The sequence below is a fragment of the Halobacillus ihumii genome (assembly GCF_902726645.1).
GTDB classification, from domain to species: domain Bacteria; phylum Bacillota; class Bacilli; order Bacillales; family Halobacillaceae; genus Halobacillus_A; species Halobacillus_A ihumii.
In genome coordinates this window covers 469,018-480,989 of the sequence record NZ_CACVAO010000001.1, presented here as the reverse complement: position 1 = coordinate 480,989, position 11,972 = coordinate 469,018, and the positions used below count along the sequence as shown (strand labels likewise).

General features: G+C 40.4%; 12 protein-coding genes. 11 read left to right on the top strand and 1 reads right to left on the bottom strand.

Translation table 11 applies throughout. The annotated features are described in order from the left end of the window. The first annotated feature begins 12 nt into the window (after nt 1-12). From G6R08_RS02560 to uvrC, 8 genes are all read left to right on the top strand, one after another. Nucleotides 13-420 carry a DUF350 domain-containing protein gene (locus G6R08_RS02560; RefSeq protein ID WP_163526540.1) on the top strand — a complete coding sequence of 136 codons (408 nt, stop codon included), beginning with the start codon at nt 13-15 and terminating at the stop codon, nt 418-420. A gap of 212 nt (nt 421-632) precedes the next feature. Then, on the top strand, nt 633-2,339 hold the full coding sequence (locus G6R08_RS02555) for a long-chain-fatty-acid--CoA ligase (RefSeq protein WP_163526539.1): 1,707 nt from the start codon (nt 633-635) through the stop codon (nt 2,337-2,339). 91 nt (nt 2,340-2,430) lie between these two features. Then, nucleotides 2,431-3,021: a TetR/AcrR family transcriptional regulator gene (locus G6R08_RS02550; protein ID WP_163526538.1), complete on the top strand. Its 591-nt coding sequence runs from the start codon at nt 2,431-2,433 to the stop codon at nt 3,019-3,021. Between the two features lie 14 nt (nt 3,022-3,035). Continuing rightward, nucleotides 3,036-3,809, top strand: a complete 774-nt coding sequence (locus G6R08_RS02545; protein WP_163526537.1) for an enoyl-CoA hydratase — start codon at nt 3,036-3,038, stop codon at nt 3,807-3,809. Nucleotides 3,810-3,825: 16 nt separating this feature from the next. After that, on the top strand, nt 3,826-4,599 hold the full coding sequence (locus tag G6R08_RS02540) for an electron transfer flavoprotein subunit beta/FixA family protein (protein WP_163526536.1): 774 nt from the start codon (nt 3,826-3,828) through the stop codon (nt 4,597-4,599). 28 nt (nt 4,600-4,627) lie between these two features. Then, nucleotides 4,628-5,608: an electron transfer flavoprotein subunit alpha/FixB family protein gene (locus G6R08_RS02535; protein WP_163526535.1), complete on the top strand. Its 981-nt coding sequence runs from the start codon at nt 4,628-4,630 to the stop codon at nt 5,606-5,608. A gap of 166 nt (nt 5,609-5,774) precedes the next feature. Further along, nucleotides 5,775-6,089, top strand: coding sequence for a thioredoxin (trxA, locus tag G6R08_RS02530; protein WP_163526534.1), 315 nt, complete (start codon nt 5,775-5,777; stop codon nt 6,087-6,089). A gap of 138 nt (nt 6,090-6,227) precedes the next feature. Beyond that, entirely contained in the window at nt 6,228-8,015 is a 1,788-nt protein-coding gene (gene uvrC, locus G6R08_RS02525; RefSeq protein WP_163526533.1) for an excinuclease ABC subunit UvrC, read from the top strand. A gap of 11 nt (nt 8,016-8,026) precedes the next feature. Here the strand turns inward: uvrC and G6R08_RS02520 are convergent, their stop codons facing one another. After that, a complete protein-coding gene (locus G6R08_RS02520) occupies nt 8,027-8,461 on the bottom strand; it encodes a YslB family protein (protein WP_240339636.1) in 435 nt (144 codons plus the stop codon). A 287-nt stretch (nt 8,462-8,748) separates the two neighbouring features. Between G6R08_RS02520 and G6R08_RS02515 the strand changes: the two genes are divergently transcribed. From G6R08_RS02515 to sdhB, 3 genes are read left to right on the top strand one after another with little or no spacing between them, the layout of a single operon-like run. Further along, on the top strand, nt 8,749-9,369 hold the full coding sequence (locus G6R08_RS02515; RefSeq protein ID WP_163526531.1) for a succinate dehydrogenase cytochrome b558 subunit: 621 nt from the start codon (nt 8,749-8,751) through the stop codon (nt 9,367-9,369). Nucleotides 9,370-9,426: 57 nt separating this feature from the next. Then, nucleotides 9,427-11,178, top strand: coding sequence for a succinate dehydrogenase flavoprotein subunit (gene sdhA, locus G6R08_RS02510; protein WP_163526530.1), 1,752 nt, complete (start codon nt 9,427-9,429; stop codon nt 11,176-11,178). 15 nt (nt 11,179-11,193) lie between these two features. Beyond that, nucleotides 11,194-11,958 carry a succinate dehydrogenase iron-sulfur subunit gene (gene sdhB, locus G6R08_RS02505; protein WP_079530458.1) on the top strand — a complete coding sequence of 255 codons (765 nt, stop codon included), beginning with the start codon at nt 11,194-11,196 and terminating at the stop codon, nt 11,956-11,958. The last annotated feature ends 14 nt before the right edge of the window (nt 11,959-11,972 follow it).

Here is an 11,972-nt window from a genome sequence, read left to right as displayed (position 1 = left end):
GGAGAGCTTTTTATGACAGGATTCTGGGAACATGCCCTTATTGAAACTGCAGCAAGTTATAGTGTTGTAGTTCTGTGTGTTGTTGTATTTATGGCTGTATTTGAATTAGTAACCACCTATAATAATTGGAGAGAAATTCAGAATGGCAATTTAGCTGTAGCTATGGCAACCGGAGGAAAAATATTTGGCATCGCCAATATTTTTCGATTTTCCATTCAAGAGAATGACTCCCTTCTCCAGACTATGGGGTGGGGGTTATTCGGATTTATTCTTTTGTTAATTGGCTACTTCATATTTGAATTTCTTACTCCTTCCTTCAGAATTGATGACGAGATCGCTGAAGATAACCGGGCTGTTGGTTTTATTTCATTTATTATTTCAGCAGGATTGTCATATGTCATCGGGGCTAACATCATATGAAGGGTGGAATAGTATGGAGACTTTAGCAAAAGTATTGATCGTAATTGCTTCACTTTTTATTGTGATTGGAATTGTATATGTTTTGTTATAAGCATGTTCTTTTTGAAAGGACTTGCTTTTTTAAGTAAATATTTGCAAAATTTTAATTATATATTTTTAATTTCAAGCCGATAACGGTATAATAAAAGTAATACAAAGAGGGAGGGTTTTTTATGGAGAGTGGTCGACGTCCCTGGCTCAAAAATTATCCGCCTGAAATTCCTGCATCAGTAGACTATGATAAACGTCCGCTTCACAGCTTTTTGGAGGAAAGCGTAATGCTATACGGCAAAAAGAAAGCGCTTTACTTCATGGGGAAGGAAATGACCTTTCAGGAGATTTTTGACGAGACCCGAAGCTTTGCGAGTTACTTGCAGAAGTTAGGGTTAGAAAAAGGCGATCGTGTATCCGTAATGCTGCCTAACTGTCCTCAATCAGTGATCGCTTATTATGCGATCTTAATGTCTGGCGGTATTGTAGTTCAGACCAACCCATTGTATATGGAGCGAGAACTTGAATACCAGTTGAAGGATTCCGGGGCAAAGATGATTGTCTGTCTGGATATTTTATATCCGAAAGCGGCAAATGTTAAACCGAACACCTCTCTGGAACATATTATCGTTACTGGTGTGAAGGATTACCTCCCTTTTCCGAAGAACAAACTATATCCTTTCGTGCAAAAGCGGCAGCATCAGGTCCTCGTTAAACCTGAGCAATCATCCGACACTCATTTGTGGAAGCATATTTTGGATAATAGCAGTGGGCAAGTATCTCCAGTGGAAGTAGATCCGGTTGAGGATATAGCCCTGTTACAATACACAGGCGGTACTACGGGGTCTCCAAAAGGGGTAATGCTAAGTCACTATAATTTAGTTGTAAACACACAGATGGCAATGGCATGGATGCATAAGTGTGAAAAGGGCAAAGAAGTAGTTCTTGCCGTCTTACCATTCTTTCATGTTTACGGGATGACCTCTGTAATGAATCTGTCTGTTATGATGGGTTCAAAAATGATTTTAGTGCCTAAATTTGATCCAGGAAATGTGCTGAAAACTATAGAAAAGCAGAGGCCCTCCCTATTTCCGGGTGCCCCAACTATTTATATAGCCCTCTTAAATCATCCCGACTTGAAAAAGTATGATCTATCATCTATCGAGGCTTGTATTAGCGGATCTGCACCGCTTCCCGTTGAAGTGCAGGAGAAATTTGAAAGCGTTACCGGAGGGAGACTGGTAGAGGGTTATGGCTTAACAGAAACATCTCCTGTAACACATTCAAATTTTATTTGGGGAAATCGTATAAGCGGAAGTATTGGAGTACCATGGCCGAATACCGAAGCTAAGATTGTCAGTATGGAAACGGATCAAGAAGTTCCCATAGGGGAGGTAGGAGAAATTGTCATAAAAGGTCCGCAAGTCATGAAAGGGTATTGGAACCGAAAAGAGGACACGGATCAAGTACTCAGTGAAGAAGGCTGGTTCCGTACTGGTGATATGGGGCGGATGGATGAAGATGGTTATTTCTTTGTCGTTGACCGGAAGAAAGACATGATTATTGCTGGAGGCTACAATATTTACCCTCGCGAAGTTGAAGAAACCCTTTATGAGCATGAGTCAGTTCAAGAAGCAGTTATTATCGGAGTGCCGGACGCCTATCGAGGGGAAACCGTTAAAGCATTTATAGTGATAAAGCAGAACCATAACGTAACAGAGGAAGAATTGAATGAGTTCTGCCGTAAACGTATGGCAGCATTTAAAGTTCCGCGTATTTATGAATTCCGTGATGAACTGCCTAAAACAGCGGTGGGCAAAATCCTACGTCGGACACTTGTTGACGAAGAGAATAAGAAGATGGAAGAAAACAATCTGCAAAACTCATAGTTTCATAGATTGTTGACAGAATGAATACAAATATGTAATATGAGGTATGAATGACCATTCATTCATTTTCACAATAAAGGCAGGGAAATTTATGAAAAAAGATAAACCAAAATATAAACAGATTATCGACGCAGCGGTTGTCGTTATTGCTGAAAATGGGTACCACTCTTCGCAAGTTTCAAAAATCGCCAAAAAAGCGGGGGTGGCTGATGGGACCATTTACCTCTATTTTAAAAATAAAGAGGATATTTTAATCTCTTTATTTCAGGATAAAATGGGACAGTTCATTGAAAGAATTGAGCAAGAAACAACTTCGAGGCAGACAGCTGAAGAGAAACTGCTTACCCTGGTGGAAACTCATTTCGAGCAGCTGGCTGCCGATCATCACTTAGCAATTGTTACGCAGCTGGAACTTCGGCAATCCAATAAAGAATTACGGTCTAAGATTAATCAAGTGTTAAAGAGGTATTTAGCCGTGATTGATCAAATATTGGAAGAAGGAATAGAAGAGGGGCTGTTTCGTGATGATTTAAACCGGAAACTCGTTCGTCAGCTTATTTTCGGCATGATGGATGAAGCGGTAACCAATTGGGTTATGAAAGACCTTCGTTATGACATAGGAGATCAAGCTAAAGAAGTCCATAGTTTTATTATCAACGGACTGGCATTGCATAAATCGTAAAAGGAGTGATACTAGTGTCTACCGTCTATTTGCAGAAAGAAAACCATCTTGCACGAGTTACGATTCAAAGTCCTCCAGCTAATGCTTTATCTAGTACACTATTAAATGATTTATCTAAAGTACTTGATGAAGTAGAGATGGATAAGAGCATTAAAGCTATCCTTATAAAAGGAGAGGATAAGTTCTTCTCAGCAGGTGCGGATATTAAGGAATTCACATCGTTACAGGGTGCCTCTGATTTTGAACAGCTCTCAAGGAAAGGCCAACAATTGTTTAATCGCATGGAAAGCTTTCACATCCCCATTATAGCTGCCATTCATGGGGCAGCGCTTGGAGGAGGTCTTGAGCTGGCAATGGCTTGTCACATACGCTACGTAGCAGAGGATGCGAAATTAGGGTTACCAGAGCTGAACTTAGGAATACTGCCCGGGTTTGCAGGCTCACAGCGCTTGCCTAGATATGTTGGTACTGCGAAGGCATATGAAATGATCCTGACAGGTGCTCCTATCAGTGGAAAAGAGGCAGTTGCTGCAGGGCTTGCTAATCAGAGCTTTTCTGTGGAAGAATTATTTGAAGCAGCAGAGAAACTCACTGCGCAGGTTTCAGCCAAAAGCGGTCCTGCTATTCATCAAATAATGAAATTAATTCCATATGCTCACACTGGTCAGTTTTCGGATGGTAACAAAGCTGAAGCGGCAGCGTTTGGTGAAGTCTTTGGCAATGAAGATGCTAAAGAAGGCATACAGGCATTTATTGAGAAAAGGAAACCAGCATTTAAAGACCAATAGATTAGGAGGAATCATAATGAATATTTATGTATTACTAAAACGTACTTTTGACACAGAAGAAAAAATTTCGATTAATAGCGGGCGCATTGAAGAGGATGGCGCAGAATTTATAATTAACCCTTACGACGAATACGCTGTCGAGGAAGCGATTAATCTCAGGGATGAACACGGTGGCGAAGTGACCGTTGTAACAATTGGAGAAGAGGAATCAGAGAAACAGCTGCGTACTGCCCTTGCAATGGGAGCAGATAAGGCGGTCTTAATAAATACGGAAGATGAATTAGAAGACGGTGATCAGTTCTCAACAGTCAAAATTTTAGAAGCATTTTTTGCTGATCGAGAAGTAGATATCATCTTAGGAGGAAACGTAGCCATCGATGAGGCAAGCGGGCAAGTGGGTCCTAGATTGGCTGAACGTTTGGATATCCCTTGTGTTACTACGATCACTAGTATATCGGTTGATGGTGAAACCGTTAACATTGAACGTGATGTGGAGGGGGATGTAGAGAAGGTAGAAACTTCATTGCCAATTCTAGTAACTTGTCAACAAGGTCTAAATGAACCTCGTTATCCTTCATTACCGGGAATCATGAAAGCTAAAAAGAAACCGCTTGAAGAGTTAGAGATTGATGATCTGGATCTAGAGGAAGATGATGTTGAGCCAAAAACAAAAACGACAGAAATCTTCTTACCACCTGAAAAACAAGCAGGCAAGGTGTTGGAAGGTGAAACAGAAGATCAAGTGAAAGAACTTGTATCCTTATTAAAAACTGAGGCGAAAGTACTTTAAATAATCGAGACAGGAAAGGAGATTTGTTATGGGTAAAAAGGTATTAGTAATCGGTGAAATACGTGAAGGGGCTCTTCGAAATGTCACCTTTGAGGCTATTGCTTCAGCAAGGACTGTTAGTGATGGAGGAGAAGTAATTGGTGTTCTAAGTGGTGCAGGAGATCTGAATGAGATGGGTAAGGAAATGGTGTACTACGGCGCTGACCGAGTTGTGACAGTTTCACACGATAATTTGAAAACGTATACATCTGAAGGTCATGCTCAAGCAATTTATCCTGTAATTGAAGAAGAGTCACCAGAAGGAATTATTATGGGACATACTTCACAAGGAAAGGATTTAACACCAAAACTTGCAAGCAAACTTGAATCCGGGCTGATTTCTGATGCTACAGAAGTTGCGGCTGAAGGCGGTACTATTGTATTCACTAGACCGATTTATTCAGGTAAAGCTTTTGAGAAGAAAGAAATCACAGATGGTTTGGTCTTTGCAACCATCCGTCCGAATAACATACCATCCCTTGAAAGGAATGATGCTTTAGAGGGAGAAGTTATTGCAAAGGATGTTGATATTAAGGATATTCGTACCATTATTAAGGATATCATTCGTAAATCATCTGATGGAGTCGATCTCTCCGAAGCTAAAGTTATTGTAGCTGGTGGACGCGGTGTGAAAAGTGCGGAAGGCTTCGAGCCACTTGATGAACTTGCTCAAGTTCTGGGTGGGACAGTAGGCGCTTCAAGAGGTGCATGTGATGCAGGCTACTGTGACTATTCACTGCAAATTGGCCAAACAGGTAAAGTGGTAACACCAGATTTGTATATTGCTTGTGGAATTTCGGGAGCAATTCAGCATTTAGCTGGTATGTCAAACTCTAAAGTAATAGTCGCAATCAACAAAGATCCAGAAGCTAATATCTTTAACGTTGCTGATTACGGAATTGTCGGGGATCTCTTTGATGTTGTGCCAAAACTTGTTGAAGAAGTGAAACAATTGAAAGTAAATGCATAATTATAAAGAATAAGCCAAAGCTAAGCCTTGCTTGCTTTGGCTTTTTTAAATTCTCATTCATTTTAACCGCGCAGGGTCGGCCTACATTATAAAAACATATTGTTAGTCACGTAAAATAGAAAATGATATACTCTTAACAGAATACATGATCGAGGAGGAATATACGATGGCAATTGTAAAAGGAACAGATCAGAATTTTACTGAAGAAACAAACGAAGGTCTTGTAATAGCAGATTTCTGGGCACCATGGTGTGGTCCTTGTAAAATGATCGCTCCAGTGCTTGAAGAACTAAATGAAGAAATGAGCGACCAAGTAAAAATAGTAAAATTGGATGTTGATGAAAACCAGGAAACAGCAAGTAAGTTCGGTGTTATGAGTATTCCAACACTACTTCTCTTTAAAGATGGAAAAGTCGTTGATCAAGTAATCGGCTTTCAACCTAAAGAAGCATTAGCTGAATTAGTTACTAAGCATTCTTAGTGAAAGTAGAAGTGTCAGTAGCCGCGTTGCCCTGCAGCGTGGCTTTTTTTCGAAGGAATTTATTCATAACTCCCTTTTTGGACTAAAAGTGTGATGGATTGGCTATAGGCATGTCTAATAAGTTGGAGTGAATTGATTATGAACACAACTATTAAAGAAAAGTTAGCGGTTTTGCCTGATCAGCCAGGGTGTTATCTTATGAAAGATAAGAATGACACCATAATTTATGTAGGTAAATCTAAGGTACTCAAAAACCGGGTCCGTTCTTATTTTACCGGAGCTCATGATGGGAAAACCCAACGGCTTGTAAGAGAAATTAATGATTTTGAATATATCGTAACAACCTCAGATATGGAAGCTCTCATTTTGGAAATGAATTTAATAAAAAAGCATGATCCTAAATACAACGTGCTCTTAAAAGATGATAAATCTTACCCTTATCTAAAAGTTACGGCTGAAAGACATCCGAGGTTAATTGTTACGAGAAAAGTTAAAAAAGATAAAGGAAAATATTACGGCCCTTATCCTAATGTGATTGCAGCTAGGGAAACTAAAAAACTGCTGGACCGATTATATCCACTAAGAAAGTGTAACACTATGCCCGATCGTGTTTGCCTTTATTATCATATGCATCAATGTCTGGGTCCTTGTGAGTTTCCCGTGTCTGAAGAAACAAATCAGGAAATTGTACAGAATATTACGTCCTTTTTAAACGGAGGCCATAAAGAAATTAAGAAAGATTTGCAGCGGCAAATGTATGTGGCTTCTGAAGAACTAGATTTTGAAAGGGCAAAAGAATTACGAGATCAAATTGAACATATTGAATCAGTCATGGAGCAGCAGAAAATGACTTTAAATGATGAGGTAGACCGTGATGTATTCGGCTATTCTTATGATAAAGGGTGGATGTGTGTACAGGTATTTTTTATAAGACAAGGTAAATTGATTGAGCGTGATGTAGCTTTGTTTCCATTCTTTGATGATCCAGAAGAGACGTTTCTTAGTTATATTGGACGGTTCTATTTGCATCAGAACCACCCTTACCCGAAACAAATACTCGTGCCTGTAGGGACGAATAGAGAAGTATTAGAAGGAGCAATCGATACGAAGGTTCTCATTCCTATGAGAGGGAGAAAAAAAGAGTTAGTAGAATTAGCTAAGAAGAATGCAAGTATTGCTCTAGAAGAAAAGTTTGCTTTAATTGAGCGAGATGAGGAGCGGACGATTAAAGCTGTGGAGTCACTCGGCAATCATTTGAATATAGAAACTCCTCACCGTATTGAAGCCTTTGATAATTCAAATATCCAAGGGACCGATCCTGTTTCGGCTATGATTGCATTTATCGATGGAAAACCAAGTAAAAAGGACTATCGAAAATATAAAGTTCGTGATGTCAAGGGTCCTGATGATTATGACACAATGCGGGAAGTTATCCGCAGAAGGTATACTCGTGTACTAAAAGAAGGACTCCCCTTACCCGACCTTATTGTAGTAGACGGAGGGAAAGGGCAGATGAGTGCAGCTATGGACATTCTCGAAAATGAGCTTGGGCTGGATATTCCTTTATGTGGATTGGCAAAAGATGATCAGCATAAGACGAGTGAGCTTTTGTATGGAGACCCACCGGTGTTGGTTGATTTAGATAGAAATTCACAGGAATTTTATTTAGTGCAGCGAATTCAAGACGAAGTACACCGCTTTGCCATTTCTTTTCATAGACAACTGCGTGGTAAAGGCGCTATTCAATCCGAACTTGATGACATTCCTGGTGTCGGGCAAAAACGCAGAAGACTGCTGTTACGTCATTTCAAGTCTGTCAAAGAGATTAAAGAGGCAGCGCCAATGGACTTAACTCGCTTAGGAATACCGGAACCGGTAGCGGATCAAATATTAAGTCATCTAAATGAAGAGAAGCCAGCTGAGTAATCAGGTGGCTTCTATCCTTTAATCGCGGTTATTTCAACCATATTTTCTTTCTTATTTACTTGTTCAAAGCATTCATATGTATCACTGGTAATAACTTGGATTATCTGAGCTAAAAATCCGCACTCTAATCGGAAATCAACGTTGTATAGTTCCTGTGTTAAACGCTTTTCAATGATGTGGCCTGATAAATGAAATATAATTTCTTTTTTCTTTTCTTTGATCAGCTGGAGTTCACCCCACCCCATATATTGAAAAAATTCATAAAGGTCATCCCATGTCTCAAGGGTTGTTTCGCGAGCGATGTTTTTCCCCATAAAATATAAGAGGTAAGGGGCATCTTTTCCAAGAAAATCGGGCAACGTATAGTAACGCAGCAAATCAAACCCTGCGCCAGTAGACACTAGCGATGAGATGTTGAGGGTGGATAGCTTAGCTGTTTCTCTCATGACGCTCATTCCTTTCTACAACAATTATTATCGCTTGAATTTAAAAAAGTAGCAACAGTAATCTGAGATTTTATCAATTAGAAAAAATGTGTATATTTAAGTAAATTGTAGTTCCTTTTCTTGACGCTATGAAATGATAGAAGTACAATAAACGTGTCACAAATTGTACATTTGGCAGTTTTTGTCGAGGAAAAGGGGTTTTCCTATATTTTAAATGCGTTTTTAAAGCGCTTTACTTTCTGAAAAATGTACATATACTAATCGTTATCATCTCGAGGGGGGTAAACATGGCAGGAACACGCGGATATGTTAACAGGAGATTACATTCATTATTAGGGGTACTCCCAATCGGGATATTTCTGATCCAGCACTTAACTGTGAACTTTTTTGCAACTCGTGGACCAGAGGCGTTTAACTCAGCAGCCCATGTAATGGAGAGCTTGCCTTATCGTTACGTACTGGAGATATTTGTTATCTTTTTACCACTATTATTCCATGCAATTTACGGAGTATATATTGCATTCACAGCGAAGAGTAATTTGTCGAACTTTGGTTTTTTCAGAAACTGGATGTTCATGTTACAACGTATTACTGGGATCATTACGCTTATTTTTATTGCGTGGCATGTATGGGAGACTCGAATTGCCATCGGACTAGGATGGGCAGACCTTAACTATCAGTTGATGGAAGGCATTCTTAGTGAGCCATTCTTTTTCTGGTTCTACATAGTAGGTGTCATCTCAACTACATTCCACTTCTCTAATGGGCTTTGGTCATTCTTTGTCAGCTGGGGTATTACAGTATCCCCGCGTTCACAGCGTATTATGACTTATGCGAGCATTATCATTTTCATAGCTATTTCCTATGTAGGTGTTCGTACTTTAATTCAGTTCGCTTATGGTGTTTAAAACATTTATTTTACTTGAACGTTGATCTATTGAAAGTTAAGGGAGTGAGGTTCAATCATGTCGAATAAAAATATTGTTATAGTTGGTGGAGGTCTTGCGGGACTTATGGCAGCTATTAAGGCAGCAGAGCAGGGTGTACATGTCGATATGCTGTCACTAGTGCCGGTAAAGCGTTCTCACTCTGTTTGTGCTCAAGGCGGCATTAACGGCGCTGTTAATACAAAAGGTGAGGGTGATTCACCTTGGGAACACTTTGATGATACGGTTTATGGTGGCGACTTTTTAGCTAACCAGCCGCCCGTTAAGGCTATGTGCGATGCAGCACCAAGCATCATTCATCTGTTGGACCGTATGGGTGTTATGTTTAACCGTACGCCCGAAGGTTTGCTTGATTTCCGCCGCTTTGGCGGAACACAGCATCACCGTACTGCATTTGCCGGAGCTACAACTGGACAACAGTTGTTGTACGCTCTTGATGAACAAGTTCGCCGCCATGAAGTTAATGGTCTGGTGACTAAATATGAGAACTGGGAATTCCTTTCAGCCATTATTGACGAGGATGGTATTGGCCGCGGGGTTGTTGGTCAAAACCTTAAAGATCATGAAATCAAAGCATTCCCGGCAGACGCCGTTATCATGGCGTCAGGAGGACCTGGAATTATTTTTGGTAAATCAACGAACTCTGTAATTAATACAGGTTCTGCTGCGGGTTCGCTTTATCAGCAGGGAGTAAAATATGCGAATGGTGAATTCATTCAGATTCACCCAACGGCTATTCCTGGTGATGATAAGCTGCGCCTAATGAGTGAGTCAGCTCGTGGTGAAGGTGGACGAATCTGGACTTATAAAGACGGTGAGCCGTGGTATTTCTTAGAGGAGAAGTACCCAGCATATGGTAACCTAGTGCCTCGTGATATCGCTACACGGGAAATTTTTGATGTGTGTGTAAATCAGAAGCTTGGTATCAATGGTGAAAACATGGTTTATCTTGATCTGTCTCATAAAGATCCTAAAGAGTTGGATGTTAAGTTAGGCGGAATAATTGAAATTTACGAAAAGTTTGTAGGAGACGATCCTAAGAAAGTACCGATGAAAATTTTCCCTGCCGTGCATTATTCTATGGGTGGTATGTGGGTAGATTTTGATCAAATGACGAATATTCCTGGTATTTTTGCTGCAGGAGAGTGTGATTATAGTCAACACGGTGGAAACCGCTTGGGAGCTAATTCATTGCTGTCTGCCATTTATGGCGGAATGGTAGCTGGACCTAACGCTGTTAAATATACAGAAGGGCTTGAAACCATATCTGATGATATGAGCTCATCTCTATTTGATGCAAAACTGAAAGAAGAGCAAGAGAAGTTTGAAAAGATTATGAGCATGGACGGCGACGAAAATGCCTACCAAATCCATAAAGAGCTTGGTGAATGGATGACAGACAACGTGACTGTTGTTCGGGAAAATGACAAGCTGCTTAAAACAGATGAAAAAATCGTTGAACTTATGGAACGATATGAACGAATTAATATTAATGATACATCACGCTGGAGTAACCAGGGAGCAATGTTTACACGTCAGCTTTGGAACATGCTTCAATTAGCCCGTGTGATTACACAGGGTGCCTACAATCGTAACGAAAGCCGCGGGGCTCACTACAAACCAGACTACCCTGAACGTAATGACGAAGAATTTTTAAAAACAACAATAGCAAGTTACGATAGAGAAAATAATAAACCTGTAATTAGCTATGAGAAAGTAGACACATCCTTACTCGAGCCGCGTAAACGCGATTACTCGAAAAGTAAATAAAGGAGGACAATGATCATGAGCGAAAATAAAACGGTTACGTTTGTCATTACGCGCCAAGACGATCCCGAATCTAGTCCTTACGAAGAAACGTTTAACATTCCCTATCGTCAAAATATGAACGTTATTTCCGCATTAATGGAGATCCGTAGAAATCCAGTGAATGCTGATGGAAAAGAAACAACGCCAGTATTTTGGGAAATGGGATGTCTGGAGGAAGTTTGCGGCGCATGTTCTATGGTGATAAACGGAACGCCAAGACAATCTTGTACAGCACTTGTGGATCAGTTAGAGCAGCCAATCAAATTAGCTCCGATGACAACATTTCCGGTAAACCGTGACTTAGCTGTCGATAGAAGCCGTATGTTTGACTCCTTGAAAAAGGTAAAAGCCTGGGTGCCAATCGATGGGACTTACGATCTTGGACCAGGACCAAAAATGCCGGAAAGCAAGCGTCAGTGGGCATATGAACTATCTAAATGTATGACATGCGGGGTCTGCTTAGAAGCTTGTCCCAATGTAAATAGCAAGTCTGATTTTATTGGACCAGCATCACTTTCTCAGGTCCGCCTGAAAAACGCTCACCCAACAGGGGCAATGAATAAGAGTGAAAGATTGCAAACGATCATGGACGAGGAAGGCCTGATGGGATGCGGAAACGCGCAGAACTGTGTGGAATCATGTCCTAAAGGAATTCCTTTGACAACTTCAATTGCTGCACTTAATCGTGACACAGCCATTGAATCGTTCAAGAGCTTCTTTGGAAGTGATGAGCGAGTTTAATTGATGAAATGTAC

What these genes read in the sequence shown, in the direction of transcription:
- G6R08_RS02540 (WP_163526536.1), top strand. Translation starts at nt 3,826, where the DNA reads ATGAATATTTATGTATTACTAAAACGTACTTTTGACACAGAAGAAAAA.
- trxA (WP_163526534.1), top strand. Translation starts at nt 5,775, where the DNA reads ATGGCAATTGTAAAAGGAACAGATCAGAATTTTACTGAAGAAACAAAC.
- G6R08_RS02535 (WP_163526535.1), top strand. Translation starts at nt 4,628, where the DNA reads ATGGGTAAAAAGGTATTAGTAATCGGTGAAATACGTGAAGGGGCTCTT.
- G6R08_RS02550 (WP_163526538.1), top strand. Translation starts at nt 2,431, where the DNA reads ATGAAAAAAGATAAACCAAAATATAAACAGATTATCGACGCAGCGGTT.
- G6R08_RS02560 (WP_163526540.1), top strand. Translation starts at nt 13, where the DNA reads ATGACAGGATTCTGGGAACATGCCCTTATTGAAACTGCAGCAAGTTAT.
- G6R08_RS02515 (WP_163526531.1), top strand. Translation starts at nt 8,749, where the DNA reads ATGGCAGGAACACGCGGATATGTTAACAGGAGATTACATTCATTATTA.
- sdhB (WP_079530458.1), top strand. Translation starts at nt 11,194, where the DNA reads ATGAGCGAAAATAAAACGGTTACGTTTGTCATTACGCGCCAAGACGAT.
- uvrC (WP_163526533.1), top strand. Translation starts at nt 6,228, where the DNA reads ATGAACACAACTATTAAAGAAAAGTTAGCGGTTTTGCCTGATCAGCCA.
- G6R08_RS02555 (WP_163526539.1), top strand. Translation starts at nt 633, where the DNA reads ATGGAGAGTGGTCGACGTCCCTGGCTCAAAAATTATCCGCCTGAAATT.
- sdhA (WP_163526530.1), top strand. Translation starts at nt 9,427, where the DNA reads ATGTCGAATAAAAATATTGTTATAGTTGGTGGAGGTCTTGCGGGACTT.
- G6R08_RS02520 (WP_240339636.1), bottom strand. Translation starts at nt 8,461, where the DNA reads ATGAGAGAAACAGCTAAGCTATCCACCCTCAACATCTCATCGCTAGTG.